Raw genomic sequence first — 21,979 nt, forward strand, 5'->3', positions numbered from 1 at the left:
GAAGCTAGGCCTCGGGCAGGATCTCCTGGATCCGCCAACGCCCGCCGGAACTGACCAGGACCAGGCGAAGCCGCTGCTCCGGACCGGCAGGTTCCACTGCCACGACATTTCCGCCGGCGTCGGTCTCCCGATATTCGGAGTTGACTGCGGTGATGGCCACCACTGCCCGTGCATCCGAACCGCCGGGTGCCGCCTCGGCGCGGGTCACGGTGGTGCTGAAGCCGGCCAGGACATGGCCGGTGTCCCTGAGCTTCCCGCTGACTTTGGCGTCGGCTGCGGCAGCCGGGGAGTTCTCCAGGTTGACCTCGTCCAGCAGCCCGAGTTCCCCGGAGCTCAACGCAGCCGACCTTAGTTCCGCCAGCCCGCGCACCGCCTCCTCGGGCCGCTGCGAAAGAGCCCGCTGACGGGCCTCCGCCTGAACGGGGCTTCCTGCCGCCCCGGGCCGGACGTCCGGCGACGGCGCCGCCGCTGTGTGCACGGACTGCGGCTCGGCTCCCTGCCATGCGACCTGCTGCGGCCCGGCCAGGAACCACGCGGAAACGATGACCGAGCAGGCAACCGCTGCCGACAGGGCCCCAATCCGGCGGCGTTTGCCCCCGGCATGCCGGCCGGCGACGCGTCCCCGGCGGCTGAAGGGACCACCGCGGCGCCCGAGGCGGCGTCGCAGGGCACGGAGTTTCGCCGTGCCCCGCGCGTTGCGGGAGGGCGGGACGTTGCGGCGGGTCAGCAGCTGGGGAAGGACCGTGGGATGGACCGCGCCGGCGAGGTCCACGGGGGCAGCGTCCGCGCTGCGGTAGACGGCAGCCGCAAATTCCAAGGCCGTCGGCCGTCCCCGCCGGTCCTCCCGCAGACCCGCCTCCAGCGCGGAAGCGAGGGCGGCGGGAACGCCGGGAACCAGAAGTGACAGGGGCGGTCGCTCCGGGCCGGGCTCCGGTGGCTTGCCGGTCAGGCAGTACCAGCCGACGGCTGCGGCCGAATAGACGTCCCGCTCGGGCTGCAGCCCTGCCCTTAGGGCATCCACCGGCGCCGGGTCCAGGAAACCGGCCGTGCCGGCCGGGGAAGGATCCGCGGCGTCACCCACCATGCGCGTCACGCCAAGGTCCGCCAGCAGGGGCTTGCCGTGGGCGGTGAACAGCACGTTGCCCGGCGAAACATCCGAGTGCATGAAACCCTGACCGTGGAGGTACGCCAGTGCCTGGGCCAGGGGCGTCAGGACAGTCACTGTTTCCCCGATGCTCAACGGACCGCGGCAGGTGACCAGCTGGGCCAGGGAGCCGCCTGCCGCGTAATCCATGACCAGCCCCAGGCCCCCGCCTGCTCCCCCTCGGAGCCCGACCACATCATGGGCCCGTACCAGGTGGCCGTGGTCCAGCGCGGAAAGAATCCTGAGTTCACGGCGCACGGCGTCGGCCGTGAACCGCGCCTCCCTGCCGGGGACACCGCCGTCGTCCGCGGACGACGAACGGCTTTCCGCGGCGTCAAAGCACTTCACCGCAAACTCCCGGAGGGTCTGCTCGTCCCGGACAAGCCACACGCTGGCGCTTCCGCCCCGGCCGAGTTCACGCACCACCTCATAGCCGGGAACGTCCGGAACCGTGCCGACCTCATCGCATTTCTCCATACCCAAGGAATAGCGGAATCGGCAGAATTCCGCAGAAGTTATCCACAGGCAGTGCAGTGAGAGGTTAAGCACAGAATCAGGCACGACGGCGGACGGGGTCTAAGCTGGATGCCATGACTCTTGAGTTTTCCACGCTGGGTCTTGCTCCGGATTTCGTTGATTACATGAAGGGCTGGGACATCCAGCGCGAACTCCATGACAAAGTCGTCGCAGCTGAGGCACCCAGCACAGTCCTGCTCCTTGAGCATGCCGCCGTATATACGGCTGGCAAGCTCACAGAAGACCACGAACGGCCGTTCGACGGAACCCCCGTCGTCGCGGTGGACCGCGGCGGCAAGCTGACCTGGCACGGTCCCGGCCAGCTGATCGCCTATCCGATCCTCAAGCTGAAAAACCGGTCAGGGATCCGCGACTACGTCGAACGGCTCGAAGCCGTGATGATCGCGGTCATGGCCGATTACGGCATCAAAGCGGAGCGGATCAAGGGACGCGCCGGCGTCTGGATCAAGGCTGACAGCAAAGGGCCGGACCGGAAGATAGCCGCAATCGGAATCCGCGTCCTCGACGGGGTCACCATGCACGGCATCGCCATCAACTGCAGCAACGACCTGGCACCGTATGCCCAGATCATTGCCTGCGGTATCACCGACGCCGGCGTCACCACGATGTCCCTTGAAGCCGGCAGGACCATCACCCCCGGTGATATCGCGGACCAGGTCGTGGCCGAATTCCGCAAGCACGAAGAAGCACTCGTTTCAAGCCCCGAAGGAGCTCTACTGTGACACTGGCACCAGAAGGCCGGAAGATGCTGCGTATTGAGCAGCGCAATGCGGCCACCCCGGTGGAGCGTAAGCCGGAGTGGATCAAGGCCAAGGTCCAGATGGGCCCGGAGTTCGTCCAGCTCAAGAACCTGGTGAAGAAGGAAGGCCTGCACACGGTGTGTGAGGAGGCCGGCTGCCCGAACATCTTCGAGTGCTGGGAAGACAAGGAAGCCACGTTCCTGATCGGCGGCTCCGAATGCACCCGGCGCTGTGATTTCTGCCAGATCGATACCGGCAAGCCCTCCCCGGTGGACATGTTCGAACCCACCAAGGTGGCCCGCTCGGTCCAGGCCATGCAGCTCCGGTACGCCACCGTGACCGGGGTGGCCCGCGACGACCTCGCCGACGAGGGCGTCTGGCTCTACGCCGAAACGGTCCGGAAGATCCACGAACTGAACCCGGGCACCGGCGTCGAACTTCTGATCCCGGACTTCTCCGGCAAACCCGAGCACATCGCGGCGATCTGCGACTCCAAGCCCGAGGTCTTCGCGCACAACGTCGAGACCGTGCCGCGGATCTTCAAGCGCATCCGCCCCGCGTTCCGCTACGACCGGTCCCTGGATGTCATCACCCAGGGCCGGAACCTGGGCATGGTCACCAAGTCCAACCTGATCCTGGGCATGGGCGAGACCCGCGAGGAAATCTCCGAGGCCCTGCGGGACCTGCACGAGGCCGGCTGCGACCTGATCACCATCACCCAGTACCTGCGCCCGTCCGAACGCCACCTGCCGGTGGACCGCTGGGTCAAGCCGCAGGAATTCGTGGACCTCGCCACCGAGGCCGAGGAAATCGGCTTCCTCGGCGTCATGTCCGGCCCGCTGGTCCGCTCCTCCTACCGTGCCGGCCGGCTCTGGGCCACCGCGATGCGCAAGAAGGGCTGGGAGATCCCGGCCGAACTCGCGCACATCGAAAGCTCCGGCAGCACCCGCCAGGAAGCCAGCTCCCTCATCGCGGCACACCACTAGGACCTTTCGTAACATTTACGCCTGAGGGCCGGCACCGGAGCAATCCGGCGTCCGGCCCTCAGGCATAAATCACGTAGAATTAAGGCACTATGGCGAATTCCCCTGATTCCAGCAAACCGACTCCGGCAGCCTCCGACGCTCCGAAGCGTGGCCTCTTCTCTCGCAAGCCGAAGGAAGCCAAGGTCAAGAAGCCCAGCAGGCTGAAGCAGATCAACGAAGTCTTCCAGATGACGCGCCGCCACGACCCCATGGTGGTCTGGATGATGCTGCTTGCTTTCCTGGGCGTCGTCGCCGTCAGCTTCCTGGTGGGCTTCCTCCTGGAAAACTGGATCACGGGCCTGATTATCGGCATCCCCCTCGGCCTGCTGGCCGCAACCCTCATCCTTTCGCGCCGCGCTGAGCGGGCCGCGTTTGCCCAGATTGAGAACCAGCCCGGAGCCTCGGGCGCGGCACTGGGTACCCTGAAGCGCGGCTGGATCACTGAGGACCAGCCGGTTGCGGTCAACCCGCGGACCCAGGACGCCGTCTTCCGCGCCATCGGCCGTCCCGGCGTCGTACTCGTCAGCGAAGGCCCCACCCACCGGGTCCGGCCGCTCGTCGACGCCGAACGCAAGCGCCTCGCCCGCATCCTGCCCAACGTAACCGTCCACGTGATCGAGACCGGCCGCGGCGAAGGCCAGACCCCCCTCAGCCAGGTCGCCAAGAAGATGAACAAGCTGGACAAGGAACTCACAAAGCTCGAAGTGAGCGCGGTGTCGAAGCGGATTTCCTCGCTCGGAAACCGCCTCCCCATCCCCAAGGGAATCGATCCTTACAAGGCCCGGCCGGACCGCAAAGCAGCCCGCGGCCGCTAGCAGCCTTGGCAACGCCCCGGAACCGGTCATCAGCCGGCGCCGGGGCGTTTGTTTTGAGCCGGTCAGCCGTACTCACGGCTTTGTCAGCCCCGCACCCCCGTAGCAAAACCGCACTGCCCCCAGAGAAACCGGAGTACCGTGAAACTGCCCTCGAAATCCACCGTTATCCGGCTCTTCCGGGTCCTCGCCGTGGCCGAAGCCTTCAGCTGGGCGGCCCTCCTGACCGGAATGTACTTCAAATGGATTGCCCGGACCTCCGAGCTTGGCGTGGAGATTGCAGGACCGATTCACGGCGCACTGTTCATCGCCTATGGAGTGGCGGCGCTTGCCCTGTGGCGCCTGCAGCGGTGGCCGTTCCTGGTGGCGTTCCTCGCCGGTTTCTCAGCGGTGTTGCCGTTCGCCACCGTCCTCTTCGAACGGTGGGCGGGCAAGCGCGGCTACCTGACGCCGACGGGCAGCAGGCCGGCAGAGCAGCGCGATAACGTCACCGCAGGCGTCTAAGCCGGACCGGCTACCTACGGACGAGGACGGTGTTCATCGCCTTGTCGTGCAGGCCGCGGTGATCCGGATCAAAGATGACCGCCGGAATCACGAGGCACAGCAAGATGGTGCGGACCAGCGCCGCGAGCGGTCCGGCCGGAGCGCCGCCCAGGCGGACTACGTGGATGCCAAGGAGCCGGTGGCCGATGCTGTAGCCGAGGGTGCCGATCAGGAGGATCTGCTCTATGGCGAACACGGCAAGCGTGCCCCACGGATCCCCGCCGAACGCGTAGTTGCTGATCAGCAGCGCGAGTCCCCAGTCGATGCAGATGGCAAGGATCCGGCGTCCGGCCCGGGCGATCGAGCCGGGGCCTGCCTCGGGCAGGCCGAGGCGCTCCCCCGGGTACTTGGAAATGCCGGACGTATCCGGCCCGCTGAGCCAGGAACCTATATCTTTACGATCAACCACGGATCAAGCCTATCCGTTGCACGGGTCCCGCAGTTAAGTTCACAGTATGGATGCGGATGGACCACAGTGTGGACACCGTATAGCGTTTACATATCAGGCGGTTCTGTAACCTGCCGGAAACATAGCGGACACGGACGGGAAATCCCGTGTCCCTAGGGTGGTAACAGTTGCTAGCGAGCTGGGAGCGGGGACACTTTTGTGTTTTCGCGCCGTCGGATTGCGCTGGACCATATGGCTTTCCAGCCAGTTATTACTTATGCGTAAGGAGCATAGATGTTCAAGACTGCGGACGAAGTCCTCAAGTTCATCAAGGACGAAGATATTAAATTCGTCGATATCCGCTTCACCGACCTTCCTGGCGTGCAGCAGCACTTCAACGTGCCGGCCAAGAGCGTTGATGCAGACTTCTTCATCAACGGCCAGCTGTTCGACGGTTCGTCCATCCGCGGTTTCCAGGGCATCGCCGAGTCCGACATGCAGCTCATCCCGGATGTCACCACGGCATTCCTGGACACGTTCCGCATGGAGAAGACGCTCGCGCTGAACTTCTCCATCGTGAACCCCCGCACCGGTGACCCTTACCACCGCGACCCCCGCGGCGTGGCCGAGAAGGCTGAGGCCTACCTCGCTTCCACCGGCATCGCCGACACCGCGTTCTTCGCTCCCGAGGCCGAGTTCTTCGTGTTCGACAACGTCCAGTACCAGTCCTCCCCGCAGGGCAGCTTCTACAAGATCGACTCCGAAGAAGCCCACTGGAACACCGGCCGCGAAGAAGAAGGCGGAAACCTGGGCTACAAGACCCCCGTCAAGGGCGGTTACTTCCCGGTCTCCCCCACCGACAAGCAGGCCGACCTGCGCGACGCCATGTGTGTTGCCCTGGACGAAGCCGGCCTTGAGGTCGAGCGCAGCCACCACGAAGTGGGCTCCGCCGGCCAGGCTGAAATCAACTACAAGTTCACCACGCTGACCCACGCGGCTGATGACCTGCAGAAGTTCAAGTACGTCATCAAGAACACCGCCGACGCCTGGGGCAAGTCGGTCACCTTCATGCCGAAGCCGGTCTTCGGTGACAACGGCTCGGGCATGCACTGCCACCAGTCGCTGTGGAACGGCGGCGAGCCGCTGTTCTACGACGAGAAGGGCTACGCAGGCCTCTCCGACATGGCCCGCTGGTACATCGGCGGCCTGCTGAAGCACTCCTCCGCCGTCCTCGCCTTCACCAACCCGACGGTCAACTCGTACCGCCGCCTGGTCAAGGGCTTCGAAGCTCCGGTCAACATGGTCTACTCGCAGGGCAACCGCTCCGCCGGTATCCGTATCCCGATCACGGGCTCCAACCCGAAGGCCAAGCGCATCGAGTTCCGCGCTCCGGACCCCTCCTCCAACCCGTATCTGGCGTTCGCTGCCCAGCTGATGGCCGGCATTGACGGCATCCGCAACCGCATCGAACCCCCGGCTCCCATCGACAAGGACCTCTACGAGCTCCCCGCCGAAGAAGCCAAGGACATCCCCAAGGCTCCGGGCACCCTCGAGGAAGCCCTGGACGCACTGGCCGAGGACAACGAGTTCCTCCAGGCCGGCGGCGTGTTCACCCAGGACCTGATCGACACCTGGATCGAGTACAAGTACGAGAACGAGATCCGCCCGCTGTCCCTGCGCCCGAACCCCTACGAGTTCGAGCTCTACTACGGCGTCTAGTCAGACCCCCGGCCTAACCATCGCTTAGTCCGCAGAAAGTCCGCATGTGCTGCTACGGCAGCACGTGCGGACTTTTTTGTGTCGAAAGACGAGTAACAGCAGCCCGCCGCGCGCGGAGGGCAACCAGTATGCCAGTAGCGCCCACTCTACGAATGCCGGGACTCCTTCTATATGCTCCGGGGACGGTATAGGGATACGCGAGGTTTGGGGGACTCCATGAAGCGGGCCGGAGCATGCATGGCAATGGTGACGGCTTTCTTCCTCACCTTCAGCGCAAGCGGACCGGCGGGGTCCGCCGGTTTGGCTACGATGGTCGGGCTGGCCACCGAGGCGGGGGGCCCCATTCCAATCGGCGTGGCGTCGCCCGTGTACGGTTCCCCTCCGCAGGCGCTCACCACCGCGCGTGCTTTGCTGAGTTCGCTGACCGTCCGCCCGCCGGGCGGTCCTGCGTACCAGGAAACCGCATATGACTATCCGGCAATGGGAGACGACGGCTGCAACACCCGCGAGCATGTCCTGATCGCCAGTGCGGGGGGTCCAACGATGGCAGGACCCTGCACTGTGGCCACGGCACAATGGATCTCCCAGTGGGACCGCGTGGTCACGGGTGATCAGGCGTTGCTCGATGTGGCCCACACTGTGCCGCTGGAGGAAGCCTGGCTGTCCGGGGCGTGGGCCTGGACGCCGGAGCAGCGCCGGGACTTCGCGAACGACCTGGTTGGCAACATCTCGCTCTACGTCACCACCAAGGACACAAACGTTGAGCGGGGATCCGCCGACCCGGCCCGATGGTGGCCGCCGCACGACGGAGTCCACTGCAAATACGCAACCGAGTGGGTCTGGATCAAGGCCCGGTGGAATCTCAGCGTCGACGAGGCAGAGTACACGGCGCTAATGACCCAGCTCAACGAAGCGGAAACCAACATGTGCCGGGATAAACCCTCTAACGTCCCGCCGTTGGGGCTGACACCGGGTGTGGGACCGGCAGCCATCGTGGGACGCATTTTCGCCCCGTCCGGCACGCCTTACAGCCCGGTGAGCGTACAGGCGTATTCCGCTAACCACGCAATTGTCAAACAAACCCAGGTGCGGGTGGAGGGAACGTATGAATTGACCGGCCTCCCCGCGGGTACCTACACAGTGAAATTCCTGGGCGGCACCAGCGGCACCACAGACCAGTGGTACAGCGAATGGGGACCGGGCGGTTTCCCGAAGCCGATCACAGTAGCGGCCGGCGGGATCGCGAGCGGCATCGATGTGGGGATGATCGTGGCACCTTCCTTCACGGACATCCGCGCCGACAACCAGTTCTACGGCGAGATAGCCTGGTTGTTCTCCACCGGTATCACGGAGGGATATCCGGACGGAACCTATAGGCCGCTGACTGGGATCAAGCGGGATGCCATGGCGGCCTTCCTCTACCGCCTGGCCGGGAATCCGGCGGTCCCTGCGGACGCACCGACTTTCCCGGATGTTCCCGCCGGAAGCCAGTTCTACGACGAGATCCGCTGGCTGGCATCGACCGGCATTACCCGCGGATTCCCCGACGGCGGATTCCACCCTGCAGACAACGTCAACCGCGATGCAATGGCCGCTTTCCTGTACCGCTTCGACGGCAGCCCTAACATCAGCCTTGCTCCCTCTGTATTCTCGGATGTCCCCGCCGGCAGCCAGTTTGCTGCGGAGATCTCGTGGCTCGCCGCCGAGCGGATCACCACAGGTTACCCGGATGGATCCTTCGGAGCCCACAGGGAGGTCAACCGTGATGCGATGGCAGCGTTCATGACCCGGTACGCCGCGAGTGTTGCGATCCCTTCGACACCCTGAACGTTCGGCGGCGCAACTCGTCGCAGTGCCGGCACGAAGGCTCAGAAGGACCGGTACATGGTCCTTTGCGGTCCGGCGTCGCCGCCGAGGTACTGTCCGCGGTCTTCAAATCCGGCTTTGCGGTAGGCGGCCTGGCCGGCCGGGTTGCGCTCGTTGACTAACAGTACGACGCCGGCCTCTCCGCCACCCAGCCTTACCGTCAGTTTCGCTGCTTCCCTGACCGCTGCTGCGGCCGCAAGGGTGCCGAGTCCCCTGCCCTGCCGGTTCCTGTCGATGAGGAAGCCGCGCAAGAGCCACACCGCCTGATCATCCTCCCAGCCCGCCAGTGTCGCCGCACCGCGCTGCAACGTGAATACGCCGACGGCTTCTCCGCCGGAGTCCACCACATAGGGAAAGCGTGAATCCTCCTCCAGCGCCACGAGCATCATGCGCAGCGGATCACCGGCGAAGTCGCGCTGGTCCTCCCCCAGTTCCAGTCCCGCGACCTCGCCCAGCTTGATGGCCCTGGCGTCGTCGTCGAGGTTCTTCAGGGCGATAAGCCAAACGGATTCAGACATGGATCGAGCCTACCCAGAACCCGCGACGCCGGCCGCCAGCTTTCGGGTGACGGCCGGCGTCGTGCCTCTGGCCGGTGCCGCGGCCGCCGGCAGGGCGGGGTGAAGCTATGGCGTCTGGGCGTCAGCCGGCGGCCCGGCAGGGTCCATCCAGAAGACCTCCCAGAGATGGCCGTCCGGGTCCTGGAAGCTGTGGTTGTACATAAACCCGTAGTCCTGGGCCTCCTGCGAAGGCGCACCTCCAGCGGTCATCGCCTTCCGGATCGTGTCGTCAACAGCTTCACGGCTGTCAACGGAAAATGCCACGATCGCTTCGGCGGTGCTGCCGGTATCCGCAATGCCCTTGGAAATGAACGTCTTGAAGTAGCCTTCCACCAGCAGCATGACGTAGGCGCCGTCATTGATGATCATGCAGGTGGCATTTTCGTCGGTGAAATCCGGGTTGAAGGAAAAGCCGAGCGCGGTGAAGAACTCGACCGACCTGTTCAGGTCCTTGACGGGGAGATTCAGAAAGAGTTGCGTGGCCATTGGCTCAAAATAGCATCCGGCCCGCCCTGTGTCAGCCCCCGCGATGACGTGCCACCGCCGAAAACCAGCCCGGTTACTGCCCGTAGAAAACCCTTTCGAAAACACCGCGGGCACGCCTGCTGAGCCTCAGGTAGTCCTCTTCCAGCGTGGCCGCGTTGCCTGGCGGGTAACCGCACCAGCGGGCGACGGCTTCCAGGTCCCTGCGGGAAGACGGCAGCAGGTCGGAGGCACGGCCGGTCCAGATCACGTTGGCGGACCTGATGCGGCTGGCCAGGTGCCAGGCCTTGAGGAGGAGTTCCGCCTCGTCCCGTTCCAGGAACCCGAGGGAAGCTGCGGCTTCCAGCGCCGGCACCGTGGATGCGGTCCGCAGTTCCGGGTGCTTGCCGGCGTGCTGCAGCTGCAGCAGCTGCACGAGCCATTCAACGTCGCTAAGCCCGCCGCGCCCCAGTTTGAGGTGCCGCGCGGGATCCGCGCCGCGGGGCAGCCGCTCCGCTTCCACCCTTGCTTTGACGCGGCGGATTTCGCGCACGTCCTTGTCCGACAGTTCCGCCGGATAGCGGATGGTGTCGATCAGCTCCACGAAGTCCGCTGCCAGGTCGTCATCCCCTGCGATGGGCAGGGCCCGCAGCAACGCCTGGGCTTCCCACACGAGCGACCACCGGCGGTAGTACTCTGCGTAGGAATCGAGGGAGCGGACCATGGCACCGCTCTTGCCTTCGGGCCGCAGGTCGGCGTCCACCATCAGTACGCGTTCGGCCAGGATGGCGGGCTTGAGGGGCTGGGTCAGAAGGTTCGAAATGTGTCCCACGATCTGCGCGGCCTGGTTCTGCGCTTCTTCCTCGGGAACGCCCGGCAGCCCGCGGTGCACGTACATGACATCCGCGTCGGAGCCATAACCGATTTCGCGGCCGCCCTGCCGGCCCATGGCCACCACCAGGACACGTGTCTTCAGGGGACCCGAGGCACCCACGATGCCTTCGGCGACCCGGAGGGCGCCCAGCACGGCTGCGCGGTCCGTGTCCGCGAGGGCGGCACCCACCTGGTCCTGGTCCAGCAGCCCGGCGCTGTCCGCAATGGCGACCCGCAGGATTTCCCTGCGCCGGATCAGGCGGATGAGCCGCATGGCGCTTTCCGGGTCCTCATGCCGCGACATCTTCGAGGTGATTTCGAGCCACTGGGCCTCGAATCCCAGCGGAGCCAACTCCTTGTCCGTCCCCAGCCAGGCCACCGATTCCGGAGACACCTCCAGGAGGTCGGCGATCAGGCGCGAGTTGGACAGGACATGGCAGAGCCGCTCGGCCGCCGCCGTCGAATCCCGCAGCATCCCCAGATACCAGTGCGTTGTTCCCAGCGCCTCGCTGACGCGGCGGAAACCCAGCAGCCCGGCGTCGGGGTCCACGCCGTCGGCGAGCCATCCGAGCAGGATGGGCAGGAGCTGGCGCTGCAGCGCCGCACGCCGGCTGACCCCGGCCGTGAGTGCCTCGATATGCCTCATGGCGCCCCGGGGATCCTGGTAACCGAGGGCGGCAAGGCGGCCTTGTGCGGCCTCCGGCGTGAGCCGCGCTTCTTCGCTGCTCAGCTTGGCGGCGGTGTTCAGCAGGGGCCGGTAGAAAATGCGTTCATGCAGTTCCCTGACAGCGCGTTTGGTTTTCTGCCAGGCGGCCAGGAGCGCATCAGGGTGCGGGCGTTCCCGGGCGAAGGGGCCCAGCACGCCCTTCGCCAGCGCGCGCAGGGCGTCTTCCCTCACCGGCATCAGATGGGTGCGGCGCAGCTGGAAGAGCTGGATCCGGTGTTCCAGGAGCCGGAGGTACCGGTAGGCGTGGTCAAATTCGGCGGCATCCGTCCGGCCGATGTAGCCACCGGCCGAGAGCGCGGCGATGGCTGAAGTGGTGTCCCTGTGCCGGAGGGATTCATCGGCTTTGCCGTGCACCAGTTGCAGCAACTGAACCGTGAATTCGACGTCCCTCAGGCCGCCGCGGCCCAGCTTGATCTGGCGCTGTTCCTCATCCGCGGGAATGTTGTCCGTGACGCGCCGGCGCATGGCCTGCACGGATTCCACAAATCCTTCGCGGTTCGCCGAACCCCAGATCAGCGGAAGGACGGCGGCCTCGTACCGGGCGCCCAGCTCCGCGTCCCCGGCAATGGTCCGGGCCTTCAGGAGGGCCTGGAATTCCCAGCTTTCGGCCCAGCGGGCGTAATAGCTCTGATGCGACGCCAGCGTCCGCACCAGCGGTCCCGATTTGCCCTCCGGCCGCAGGTTGGCGTCCACCTCCCAGAGGCCGGGCTCCCGGCCGATGGACATGATGGCCCGCGAGATCCCGGTGGCAAGGGCCGTCCCGATCGTGTTGGCGCGGGCATCATCCAGCTCGCCGGCGTCGATCACATAAATGACGTCGACGTCGGAAATGTAGTTGAGCTCGCGGGCACCGCACTTGCCCATGCCGATGACGGCGAGACCCACTTCGGCGACTTCGGATGCCGAGAACTGCTCGCCTGCCTCGGCCCGGGATACTGCCAGCGCCGCCTCGATGGCAGCACCGGCAAGATCCGCCAGTTCGGCACCGGCCGCGGGCATGAAGTCCAGCGGGTCGGCGGCACACAGGTCCTTCACCGCCAGGTCAACCACGCCTCTGCGGTACGCGGTGCGAAGGGCCACGTAGGCCTCCGGGCCGGAGAGCCCCGCCACCGGCCTGCGCGCCTTCGGGTCGGCCTGGACGGACCGCAGGAGACGCGCCCTGAGTTCCCCGGCATCCGCCGCCGCAGGCTCCGGGCTTGCCACCACGTCAAAGGCGTCAAGGTGCTCCGGATGGCGGATCAGGAATTCACCCAGCGCCTCCGAGGCACCCAGGACCCGGTACAGCGGCTCGCTGGTGTCGATGTCCGCAGCAGCAAGCTTCCGGAGATCGGGATGTTTTTCGATCAGGCGCACCAGCGACTGCAGGGCGGTGTCCGGGTTGGCGGCCAGGTGGAAGCCCGCGAACAAAGCCTCCTGGTCGATCCCTTCCAGTTCCCGGGCAGCAAGGAACCGCTCCCCCTTTTCCAGGTCACTGAAACCGGCGGAGATCAGGCGACGGGCGAGGCTCACCGCAGCCTCCTACAGAATGCCGAGGTTTCGCTGCAGCTCGTAGGGCGTCACCTGGAGGCGGTAGTCCTGCCATTCTGCGCGCTTGTTGCGCAGGAAGTACTCGAAGACCTGTTCCCCGAGGATCTGCGGCATAAGCTCGGAATCCTCCATGGCCCTGATGGCATCGTGCAGGCTCGCGGGGAGCGGATCGTGGCCCATGGCGCGGCGTTCGGCCGAGCTCAGCGACCAGATGTCGTCCTCGGCGGCAGCCGGAATCTCGTAGCCCTCTTCGATGCCCTTGAGGCCGGCGCCGAGCAGGACGGCGTATGCCAGGTAAGGGTTGGCCGCGGAGTCGATGCCGCGGTACTCGATGCGGGCGGACTGCCCCTTGCCGGGCTTGTACAGCGGAACTCGCACCAGGGCGGAACGGTTGTTGTGGCCCCAGCTCAGGTAGCTGGGGGCTTCGCCGCCGCCCCACAGGCGCTTATAGGAGTTCACGAACTGGTTGGTCACGGCGGTGAACTCGGGCGCGTGCTTGAGGATGCCCGCAATGAACTGTTTGGCCGTCTTGGACAGCTGGAATTCCGCGCCGGCTTCGTAGAACGCGTTGGTGTCGCCTTCGAAGAGCGAGAAGTGGGTGTGCATGCCCGAGCCCGGGTGCGCCGTGAACGGCTTGGGCATGAAGGTGGCGTAGGTGCCCTGCTGCAGGGCCACTTCCTTGATGACGGTGCGGAAGGTCATGATGTTGTCCGCAGTCTGCAGGGCGTCCGCGTAGCGAAGGTCGATCTCGTTCTGGCCGGGACCGGCCTCGTGGTGGCTGAACTCCACCGAGATGCCCACGGATTCCAGCATGGTGACCGCGGTGCGCCGGAAGTCCTGCGCGACGCCGCCGGGGACGTGGTCGAAGTAGCCGCCCTCGTCAACGGGGACGGGTGAACCGTCCGGGCCAGGCTCCTGCGACTTCAGCAGGTAGAACTCGATCTCGGGATGCGTGTAGCAGGTGAAGCCCATGTCGGCGGCCTTGGCCAGGGTGCGCTTCAGGACGTTGCGCGGGTCCGCTGCGGAGGGCTCGCCGTCGGGGGTCAGGATGTCGCAGTACATGCGCGAGGTCTGTTCGGTCTCACCGCGCCACGGCAGGATCTGGAACGTCGAGGGGTCCGGCTGTGCCAGCATGTCCGATTCGAACACCCGGGCCAGGCCCTCGATCGCGGAGCCGTCGAAGCCAAGGCCCTCTTCGAAGGCGCCTTCAACTTCAGCGGGGGCAAGCGCAACAGACTTGAGTGAACCCACGACGTCCGTGAACCACAGACGCACAAACCGTACGTCGCGCTCTTCGATTGTCCGCAGGACAAACTCTTGCTGGCGGTCCATGATGGCCTCTTCTCCGGATCAACGTATTGATGCCCCGGGTCTGTATTCGCTAGAGCCGGCGGCAGCTCACGATTCACTTTACTAATCATTCGCGCGGAATGTTGGAGCCGGAGGTCCGCGTAACACAGCGTTAACACGCACACCGGCCCGCGGCGCCCGGCGGCGGCGCCGCGACCGGGCCCGGGCGCTGCGTTTGTGACGCGATTCACCGGCTACGGCCCGGCGCCCGGTAGCTAGGACGCGCAGTACCGCATTACGCTCTAGCCATGGCCACAAGCAACAGCTCCGATTCCAGCATGTCCGCAGAAGTACCTGCTCCCTACGGCAACGGTCCCGCGGGGCCGGCCGCAACGCCGTCGGACACCGTCAGGAAGCCCGCGGCCCGGATCCGGATCCACCACCTGCAGCAGGCCAAGGAAAAAGGTGAGCACTTTGCGATGCTCACAGCCTACGAACAGTACACTGCCGAGATCTTTGACGAAGCGGGCATTGAAGTGCTCCTTGTCGGCGACTCCGCATCCAACAACGTCTTCGGCAACGAAACCAGCCTCCCGGTCACTGTGGACGAGCTGCTTCCGCTGTGCCGCGCCGTGGCCCGGTCGGCCAAGCGGGCCCTGGTGGTCGCGGACCTTCCGTTCGGAAGCTACGAAGTTTCAGCTCAGCAGGCCGTAGCCACCGGCGTCCGCTTCCTGAAGGAAGGCCTCGCCCATGCCGTCAAGATTGAAGGCGGCAAGTTTTACGCGGACACCGTCCGGGCCATGGTCCAGGCCGGTATTCCGGTCATGGCGCACATCGGTTTCACCCCCCAGAGCGAGCACTCGCTGGGCGGCTACCGGGTCCAGGGCCGCGGCGATGACGCGCAGCGGCTGATCGACGACGCTGTCGCCCTCGCCGAAGCCGGCGCCTTCAGCGTCCTGATGGAAATGGTTCCCGCCGCCACCGCAGCGGCCGTCGATGCTGCCATTTCGGTTCCTACCGTCGGCATCGGCGCCGGAAACACGACCACGGGACAGGTCCTGGTCTGGCAGGACATGGCGGGGCTTCGAGGCGGGAAGATGGCCAAGTTCGTCAAGCAGTATGCTGACCTGCGCACGTCGCTGAGCAACGCGGCCAAGGCGTATGGCGAGGACGTGCGGACCGGCCAGTTCCCCGGCCCCGAGCATTCGTTCTAACAAAGCTGCGGGGCCGGGATTTCCCCTATTCGGCGGCCGGTGTGGCGCCGTCACCGACTTTAATGGCGGACACTTCAAACTCGAGGGTGATCTTGTCCGACACGAGCACGCCGCCGGAGTCCAGGGCCGTGTTCCATTTGAGCCCGAAATCCTGGCGGTCGATGCGACGGGAACCTTCGAAGCCGGCCCGAAGGTTGCCCATCGGGTCCCGCTCGACGCCGATGAAGTCGATCGGGATCGAAATCTCCTTGGTGACGCCCCGGATGGTGACGTCTCCGCTGACAATGAAGTGGCCCTCGTCAACCTGATCCACGCGGTTGCTCAGGAACGTGATCTCGGGGAACCGGGGAGCGTCAAAGAAATCGTTGGTCCGCAGGTGCTGGTCGCGGTCGGCGTTGCGGGTGTCAATACTCGCTACCTTAAGAGTCAGCGCCACCTTTGAGCGGTCAACGTTCTGCGCGTCGACGGTGATCGAGCCTTCGAGATCGTTGAAAGCTCCGCGGACCTTGGTGACCATTGCATGGCGGGTGGAGAAGCCGATGCGCGTATGCGTCGGGTCGAACCGCCACTCTCCTGTGTATTCTGGCTTGATTTCGGCCATGACTCTCCTCGTTGCGGTACCGGCCGGTCCGGTACTCGGAAGTGTACTAACTCTCGCAGACGGTCAGTCCTCGTCGCCCTTTTCCCATGCTTCATTGCGCGTCTTGACCTTCTCGAGCGCGTGCTCTGCTTCCTCGCGCGTTTTGTAGGGCCCGATCAGCTGCGTCCAATCGGACATGGCGTCTTCCTCCACCTCGTGGGTTTTGACGTTGTACCAGTACTCGGTCATCGTTGCTCCTCGCATTATGCAGGCTCCACGCCCGCCGAAAGTGATCCACGTAACGTAGGGCTACATCGTGTTCCGATCCGGCTTTCCGTTACATGGGCTTCTACGCCTGCTTATATGATCAATCTATGCCTTCTCTTGCCTCGACTGCACCCACCGGCACACTGGTCCCCGGAACCATCAGCCCGCAGCTGCCCGTCCCGGCGTCTATCCCCCGCCCTGAGTATGTGGGCAAACCGGGTCCGGAGAAGTTCACGGGCTCGGAGGTGAAGTCTGCCGAGACCGTCGAGAAGATCAGGATCGCCAGCCGGATCGCGGCCCAGGCAATCGTCGAGGTCGGCAAGCACATCGAACCCGGCGTAACGACCGACCAGCTGGACAGGATCGGCCATGAGTTCCTGGTCGACCACCATGCTTATCCGTCGACTCTTGGCTACCGGGGCTTCCCCAAGTCGTTGTGCTCGTCGCTGAACGAGGTGATCTGCCACGGAATACCGGACAGCACGGTGGTCCAGGACGGCGACATCCTGAACATCGACATCACCGCCTTCATCGGAGGGGTCCACGGCGACACCAATTTCACGTTCCTTGTAGGCGACGTGGATGAAGAGTCCCGGCTCCTGGTGGAACGGACCAGGGAATCCCTCAACCGTGCCATCAAGGCGGTGGCCCCCGGACGTGAAATCAACGTCATCGGCCGCGCCATCCAGTCCTACGCCAAGCGCTTCGGCTACGGCGTTGTCCGGGATTTCACCGGCCACGGTGTCGGCGAAGCATTCCACACCGGCCTGATCATTCCGCACTACGATGCCGCCCCCGCCTACAACACGGTCATGGAAGCCGGCATGGTCTTTACTATTGAACCGATGCTGACGCTCGGTACGGTGGAGTGGGACATGTGGGCCGACGACTGGACCGTGGTGACGCGCGACCGCAAGCGCACCGCCCAGTTCGAGCACACCCTGCTCGTCACCGAATCAGGCGCAGAAGTCCTCACCCTGCCCTGATTGCCCCGCCCGGCGCCGCCGGCAGGCACATTTGCCCAGTTAACCCTTTCCCGCCCACAGCCACGAACGGAATCACATTGGCCAAGAAGGACGACAAGTCAACCAAGAACGCACCGCTGATCGGTATTGATATCGGCGGCACCGGAATCAAGGGCGGCATTGTCGACCTCAAGAAGGGCAAACTCGTAGGCGACCGCTTCCGCGTTCCCACCCCGCAGCCGGCGACGCCCGAGTCGGTCGCCGAAACGGTGGCCGCGGTGGTCGCCGAGCTCGACGCACGGCCGGATGCGCCGGCTCCCGATTCGCCCATCGGCGTGACGTTCCCCGGCATCATCCAGCATGGTGTGGTCCATTCCGCAGCCAACGTCGACAAGTCCTGGCTCAACACGGATATTGACGCCCTGCTGACCAAACGCCTGGGGCGCCCCGTGGAGGTCATTAACGACGCCGACGCCGCCGGGCTCGCCGAAGCCCGCTACGGCGCCGGTGAGGGCGTCTCCGGCACGGTCCTCGTGATCACGCTGGGGACCGGCATTGGTTCGGCCTTCATCTTCAACGGCAAGCTGGTCCCGAACGCCGAACTAGGGCACTTGGAAATCGACGGCTACGACGCCGAGAGCAAGGCTTCCGCCGTGGCCCGCGAACGCGACGGCCTCAGCTGGACCGAGTACAGCGTGCTACTCCAGCGCTATTTCTCGCACGTTGAGTTCCTCTTCTCCCCTGAGCTGTTCATCGTCGGTGGTGGAATCTCCAAGCGCGCCGACGAATACCTGCCGCACATGAAGCTGCGCACAAAGATCGTCCCGGCCGAGCTCAAGAACGACGCTGGCATCGTGGGCGCCGCGATCGAGGTTGCGCTGACGCACAAACTGGCCAAATAGGCGGACCTGCCGGCTCCGCAACAGCGGCGCCGGCAGGTCCCTGGTACAGCACGTGGTGCCGGTGGTGGCTTCGGCTTCCCCTCCGCTGCCACCACCGGAGTCTAGAGGGGGCTCTTCTCGGAGCTCTTGCCCTTGGCCGCCTTGGCTTCGACTTCCGCTTCATGGCGAAGGATGGCAATGGCGGTCTCAAAATCCTCAAGGGACTCGAACGCCTGGTACACGCTCGCGAAGCGGAGATAGGCGACTTCGTCCAGCTTCTGCAGCGGGCTAAGGATGGCGAGGCCCACTTCATGGGCGTCGATTTCCGCAGCGCCGGACGCGCGGATCGTTTCCTCGACCTCCTGCGCCAGCATGGCAAGGTCGTCTTCGGTCACGGGCCTGCCCTGGCATGCTTTCCGCACCCCGTTGATCACTTTGCTGCGGCTGAAAGGTTCGCCGACGCCGGAGCGCTTGATCACCGTGAGGCTGGTGGTTTCCACTGTCGTGAAGCGGCGGCCGCATTCAGGACACTGACGACGGCGGCGGATCGCGGAGCCGTCATCGGCCATCCGGCTGTCCACCACGCGGGAATCAGGGTTGCGGCAAAACGGGCAATACACGTTGCTTCCTTCCCTGGCCGGAAAACATTTTGGCCGGAATATTCTTCCACATCAGTTTACGACTACATGTAGCCGAATCACAAGCCTGTAATTACTACATGTAGTGGTTAGGCATCGCCGGTGAACCGCGCCGTCACGGCCTCGCCGTGGGCCGGCAGGTCCTCTGCCCCTGCGAGGCTGACGATGTGCCCGCTGACCCTTTCCAGGGCCGGCTTGCTGTAGTTGACCACCTGGATGGCACGAAGGAACGTGGTGACGTTGAGGCCGGAAGAGAAGGCTGCCGTGCCGCTCGTCGGCAGCACGTGGTTTGACCCTGCGCAGTAATCCCCCAGGCTGACCGGACTGTAATCCCCCACGAAGATTGCCCCCGCGTTGCGGATGCGCGCAGCGACAGACGGGGCGTCCGCCGTCATGATCTCCAGGTGTTCCGCGGCGTAGGCATTGCAGGCCGCGATTCCCTGGTCCAGGTCGTCCACCAGCACCACGCCGGACTGCGGCCCGGACAGGGCTTCCCGCACCCGCTCAGAGTGTTTTGTCAGAGCAGCCTGCACGTCAAGCTCGGCCCGGACGGCCGCAGCGAGCTCTTCGGAATCCGTGATGAGGACCGACGCCGCCTTCGGATCGTGTTCGGCCTGGCTGATGAGGTCGGCCGCCACCAGCGACGGGCGGGCGCTGCCATCGGCAAGGATGGCGATCTCCGTGGTGCCCGCCTCGGAATCGATGCCCACAACGCCTTTGACCAGCCGTTTGGCCGTTGCCACAAAAATGTTGCCCGGCCCGGTGACAACGTCCACCGGATCCAGGGCTGCCGCCGGGTCTTCGGCAGGGACACCGTATGCAAAGGCCGCGATGGCCTGGGCACCGCCGATGGCGTACACCTCGTCGATGCCCAGCAGCGCCGCGGCGGCCAGGATGGTGGGGTGCGGGAGTCCGCCGAAGTCTTTCTGGGGAGGCGAGGCCAGGGCGATGGATTCCACCCCTGCCGCCAGTGCGGGGACGACGTTCATGATGACCGACGAAGGATAAACAGCCAGTCCGCCGGGAACGTACAGCCCGACGCGGCCAACCGGCACCCAGTTCTGGCTCACGACCGCGCCTTCACCGAGTTCGACGTCGACGTTTGCCGGCCGCTGGCGGTCAGCGAACTTCCGTGCGCGGCTGATGGATTCTTCCAGGGCTGCCCGCACTGCGGGGTCCAGTTTCTCCAGCGCCTCCTGCAACGCAGCGCCCGGCACCCGCGGGTGTGCCTGCTCGACGCCGTCGAACGCCTGTGCGTACTCGCTCAGCGCGGCGAAGCCCCGGGAACGGACCGCCGTGATGATGTCGGTGACCTTCTGTTCGGCGTCCGCCATGGTCTGGTGCCGGGCCCGGGGAACAGCCGCCCGGAGTTCGGCCAGGGAGAGCCTCTGGCCGCGCAGGTCAATGGTGCGGTAGCTGACGGCCGGCGCGGTGATCTGGGCGGGGCTGTCCGGAGAAATAGTCACCCGCCCATTTTACGTGGTTTGCCCAGGAGGCTGAGCAGGTTGGCCACAAAGACGGAAATGGCCACCGCTGCCGGCCAGATGGCCAGGACGGCGAAGGACCGGAGTGAGAAGGCAATGCTGGCGTTCGGGGCGGTATCTTCAGCCGGGCCCCACCACTGCCCCGCCAGCACCCCTGCCTGCCAGGCGATGACGGCGCCAAGCGCACCGCCGATCACGGCGAGCAGTACGGTCCGTGGCGCAGGGGCTCCGGTTCGTTTTCCGTCGAGGAGGAAGCCGGTGACGCAGCCTGCCAACAGGAACAGGCCAGCCAGCACAAGGTCCCGGGGAAGCCAGCCTTCCGCATTCGTTCCGGTGGCCAACGAGGGGTCGCCGGAGAGCAGGTTCAGGCCGCCGGGCGCCAGCAGCCACCACGCAAGTCCGACGGGGATCCCGGCAGCGGCAATGACTGCCGGCACGCGCCACGAACCCCCGTCACCGCGGTAAAGTTCACCATAGGCGGGAGGGAGTCCGGCGTCCCCGGGATGGCTCGGATTTTGCGGAGCCGGGCCGGTGCCTGATGGCTGTTTCATGAAACAAACATTAACAAACGTTCACCGCCGTTCAACAAATGACGCGGCAGGTAACCAAGTCACGGACGGCACCGGGGCACCCATACGCTGGCATGCAGGACAAACCGGATTAGTTTCAGCAGGGAGTTAGATCACAGTGACCTCAGATAACGCAGCCTTCGAAGGCACGTTCAAGGAGATGTTCCGCCGGCATGCGGCCGGCGTGGCAATTATCACAGTGAACTACAACGGCGTCCCGTACGGATTCACGGCCACGTCAGTGGCCTCGCTGTCCGCTCAGCCGCCGCGCTTTACCTTCAACATGGCCCGCAGCTCCAGTTCGTGGCCGGCCATCGCCAACACCACGCACATCGGTGTGCACATGCTTGGCCTGGAGAACCAGGAACTGGCGGACCGCTTCGCACGGACCAAGAACCGGTTTGAGGGAGACCATTGGGAACTCGGACCGCACGATGTGCCCGTCCTCAAAGACGTCGCTGGATGGCTGATCGGCAAGATCCAGATGCGTCTCTCCTTCGAGAACAACGCGGTGGTTGTGGTGGAAGTCGTGGAAGGACAGGTGGGCGAGGACGGCTCTCCCCTGCTGTACCACTCCGGTGCCTACAGCCAGCCCGTCCCGCTCGACTACGAAATCTAGCGCCCTACCAGGGCAGCGGCGCGGACGATCCGAGTTCGAAGAACCGCGGACTGGTACCACCCGGTTCGGAAAGCTCCCGCAGCAGCTCGCTGGCCGCCGTCGCAGGCTCCTTAGAGGCTCCGCTTCGTCCCATCCCGGTGGCCAGTGCTCCCGGATGCACGGACCATACGTCCAAGTCCGCGCCGAACTCCTCATGCAGGCTCAGCGTGAGCATGTTGAGCGCGGCCTTGCTGAGCCGGTAGCCGTAGCTCGTCCCGAAGCCGGCGAATTCACCGTTCGCCTGCAGCGCTGCCGATCCCAGCCGGGATGACACGTTGACCACGACGGGCCGGCGGCCGCCTGCGCCCGGGCGGAGCAGCCCGGCCAGCGACGCCCGGGTCACCCTGACGGCGCCCGCGACGTTATTGTCGAGGAGGTGCGCGAGGGAATCGGGTCTACTGCCGCCAGTGTCCTCTGGTTGCTGCCCACTGCGGCGTTGTTGACGACGACGTCGATGCTGGCCCCGGCGAGAACCCTGTGCCGGGGCCGGGGTCACCGGATGTCCAGGCGCTT

Annotated in this window: 22 protein-coding genes; 10 read left to right on the top strand and 12 right to left on the bottom strand. The window is 65.3% G+C overall.

The window, feature by feature from the left end; translation table 11 throughout:
* Positions 1-4 precede the first annotated feature (4 nt).
* Entirely contained in the window at positions 5-1,621 is a 1,617-nt protein-coding gene (locus AC6JAC_RS13840) for a serine/threonine-protein kinase (RefSeq protein WP_497965080.1), read from the bottom strand.
* A gap of 104 nt (positions 1,622-1,725) precedes the next feature.
* On the opposite strand from AC6JAC_RS13840, the gene lipB reads away from it, so the two are divergent.
* The 4 genes from lipB to AC6JAC_RS13860 all read left to right on the top strand — a co-directional run bounded on the left by lipB (position 1,726) and on the right by AC6JAC_RS13860 (position 4,762).
* The gene (gene lipB, locus AC6JAC_RS13845) at positions 1,726-2,403 is read left to right on the top strand and encodes a lipoyl(octanoyl) transferase LipB (RefSeq protein WP_269319505.1); all 678 of its coding nucleotides are present in this window, start codon (positions 1,726-1,728) and stop codon (positions 2,401-2,403) included.
* Entirely contained in the window at positions 2,400-3,407 is a 1,008-nt protein-coding gene (lipA, locus tag AC6JAC_RS13850) for a lipoyl synthase (RefSeq protein WP_454697241.1), read from the top strand. Before lipB ends, lipA begins: the two co-directional genes overlap by 4 nt.
* An 89-nt stretch (positions 3,408-3,496) precedes the next feature.
* The gene (locus AC6JAC_RS13855; protein WP_028271761.1) at positions 3,497-4,261 is read left to right on the top strand and encodes a DUF4191 domain-containing protein; all 765 of its coding nucleotides are present in this window, start codon (positions 3,497-3,499) and stop codon (positions 4,259-4,261) included.
* Positions 4,262-4,399: 138 nt separating this feature from the next.
* Positions 4,400-4,762, top strand: coding sequence for a DUF3817 domain-containing protein (locus AC6JAC_RS13860; RefSeq protein ID WP_028271760.1), 363 nt, complete (start codon positions 4,400-4,402; stop codon positions 4,760-4,762).
* 10 nt (positions 4,763-4,772) lie between these two features.
* Here AC6JAC_RS13860 and AC6JAC_RS13865 read toward each other — a convergent pair whose 3' ends face one another.
* Positions 4,773-5,210, bottom strand: a complete 438-nt coding sequence (locus AC6JAC_RS13865; protein ID WP_347897482.1) for an RDD family protein — start codon at positions 5,208-5,210, stop codon at positions 4,773-4,775.
* Positions 5,211-5,483: 273 nt separating this feature from the next.
* On the opposite strand from AC6JAC_RS13865, the gene glnA (AC6JAC_RS13870) reads away from it, so the two are divergent.
* Together glnA (AC6JAC_RS13870) and AC6JAC_RS13875 are read left to right on the top strand one after the other, a co-directional pair.
* Positions 5,484-6,908, top strand: a complete 1,425-nt coding sequence (gene glnA / locus AC6JAC_RS13870; protein ID WP_011691460.1) for a type I glutamate--ammonia ligase — start codon at positions 5,484-5,486, stop codon at positions 6,906-6,908.
* Between the two features lie 237 nt (positions 6,909-7,145).
* On the top strand, positions 7,146-8,735 hold the full coding sequence (locus AC6JAC_RS13875) for an S-layer homology domain-containing protein (protein WP_454698142.1): 1,590 nt from the start codon (positions 7,146-7,148) through the stop codon (positions 8,733-8,735).
* A gap of 41 nt (positions 8,736-8,776) precedes the next feature.
* Here AC6JAC_RS13875 and AC6JAC_RS13880 read toward each other — a convergent pair whose 3' ends face one another.
* The 4 genes from AC6JAC_RS13880 to glnA (AC6JAC_RS13895) all read right to left on the bottom strand — a co-directional run bounded on the left by AC6JAC_RS13880 (position 8,777) and on the right by glnA (AC6JAC_RS13895) (position 14,252).
* Positions 8,777-9,292, bottom strand: a complete 516-nt coding sequence (locus tag AC6JAC_RS13880) for a GNAT family N-acetyltransferase (RefSeq protein WP_497965085.1) — start codon at positions 9,290-9,292, stop codon at positions 8,777-8,779.
* Between the two features lie 105 nt (positions 9,293-9,397).
* Complete coding sequence (locus AC6JAC_RS13885; protein ID WP_028271756.1) at positions 9,398-9,817, bottom strand: VOC family protein; 420 nt, start codon at positions 9,815-9,817, stop codon at positions 9,398-9,400.
* A 73-nt stretch (positions 9,818-9,890) separates the two neighbouring features.
* Positions 9,891-12,902 (bottom strand): bifunctional [glutamine synthetase] adenylyltransferase/[glutamine synthetase]-adenylyl-L-tyrosine phosphorylase, encoded by a 3,012-nt coding sequence (locus tag AC6JAC_RS13890; RefSeq protein WP_028271755.1) that lies wholly within the window; start codon positions 12,900-12,902, stop codon positions 9,891-9,893.
* A 9-nt stretch (positions 12,903-12,911) separates the two neighbouring features.
* Complete coding sequence (gene glnA / locus AC6JAC_RS13895) at positions 12,912-14,252, bottom strand: type I glutamate--ammonia ligase (protein WP_011691452.1); 1,341 nt, start codon at positions 14,250-14,252, stop codon at positions 12,912-12,914.
* Between the two features lie 266 nt (positions 14,253-14,518).
* Here glnA (AC6JAC_RS13895) and panB point away from each other — a divergent pair, with 266 nt between their 5' ends.
* On the top strand, positions 14,519-15,424 hold the full coding sequence (gene panB, locus AC6JAC_RS13900; protein ID WP_497965088.1) for a 3-methyl-2-oxobutanoate hydroxymethyltransferase: 906 nt from the start codon (positions 14,519-14,521) through the stop codon (positions 15,422-15,424).
* 25 nt (positions 15,425-15,449) lie between these two features.
* On the opposite strand, the gene AC6JAC_RS13905 is transcribed toward panB, so the two are convergent.
* On the bottom strand, positions 15,450-16,025 hold the full coding sequence (locus tag AC6JAC_RS13905) for a YceI family protein (RefSeq protein ID WP_028271753.1): 576 nt from the start codon (positions 16,023-16,025) through the stop codon (positions 15,450-15,452).
* Between the two features lie 63 nt (positions 16,026-16,088).
* Complete coding sequence (locus tag AC6JAC_RS13910; RefSeq protein ID WP_156037148.1) at positions 16,089-16,253, bottom strand: SPOR domain-containing protein; 165 nt, start codon at positions 16,251-16,253, stop codon at positions 16,089-16,091.
* Positions 16,254-16,378: 125 nt separating this feature from the next.
* Here AC6JAC_RS13910 and map point away from each other — a divergent pair, with 125 nt between their 5' ends.
* Entirely contained in the window at positions 16,379-17,257 is an 879-nt protein-coding gene (gene map / locus AC6JAC_RS13915) for a type I methionyl aminopeptidase (protein WP_497965092.1), read from the top strand.
* A 77-nt stretch (positions 17,258-17,334) separates the two neighbouring features.
* Complete coding sequence (ppgK, locus tag AC6JAC_RS13920; protein ID WP_028271751.1) at positions 17,335-18,138, top strand: polyphosphate--glucose phosphotransferase; 804 nt, start codon at positions 17,335-17,337, stop codon at positions 18,136-18,138.
* Positions 18,139-18,239: 101 nt separating this feature from the next.
* Here ppgK and nrdR read toward each other — a convergent pair whose 3' ends face one another.
* The 3 genes from nrdR to AC6JAC_RS13935 form a co-directional block, all read right to left on the bottom strand.
* Complete coding sequence (gene nrdR, locus AC6JAC_RS13925) at positions 18,240-18,737, bottom strand: transcriptional regulator NrdR (protein ID WP_028271750.1); 498 nt, start codon at positions 18,735-18,737, stop codon at positions 18,240-18,242.
* Positions 18,738-18,844: 107 nt separating this feature from the next.
* Positions 18,845-20,221 (bottom strand): histidinol dehydrogenase, encoded by a 1,377-nt coding sequence (gene hisD / locus AC6JAC_RS13930; protein WP_497965095.1) that lies wholly within the window; start codon positions 20,219-20,221, stop codon positions 18,845-18,847.
* Positions 20,218-20,790: a hypothetical protein gene (locus AC6JAC_RS13935; protein WP_028271748.1), complete on the bottom strand. Its 573-nt coding sequence runs from the start codon at positions 20,788-20,790 to the stop codon at positions 20,218-20,220. Before AC6JAC_RS13935 ends, hisD begins: the two co-directional genes overlap by 4 nt.
* Positions 20,791-20,968: 178 nt before the next feature.
* Between AC6JAC_RS13935 and AC6JAC_RS13940 the strand changes: the two genes are divergently transcribed.
* The gene (locus tag AC6JAC_RS13940; RefSeq protein ID WP_442853349.1) at positions 20,969-21,427 is read left to right on the top strand and encodes a flavin reductase family protein; all 459 of its coding nucleotides are present in this window, start codon (positions 20,969-20,971) and stop codon (positions 21,425-21,427) included.
* A 4-nt stretch (positions 21,428-21,431) separates the two neighbouring features.
* Here the strand turns inward: AC6JAC_RS13940 and AC6JAC_RS13945 are convergent, their stop codons facing one another.
* Complete coding sequence (locus AC6JAC_RS13945) at positions 21,432-21,962, bottom strand: SDR family NAD(P)-dependent oxidoreductase (RefSeq protein ID WP_497965097.1); 531 nt, start codon at positions 21,960-21,962, stop codon at positions 21,432-21,434.
* Between the last annotated feature and the right edge of the window lie 17 nt (positions 21,963-21,979).

This window comes from Arthrobacter sp. KUASC02 (genome assembly GCF_059739395.1).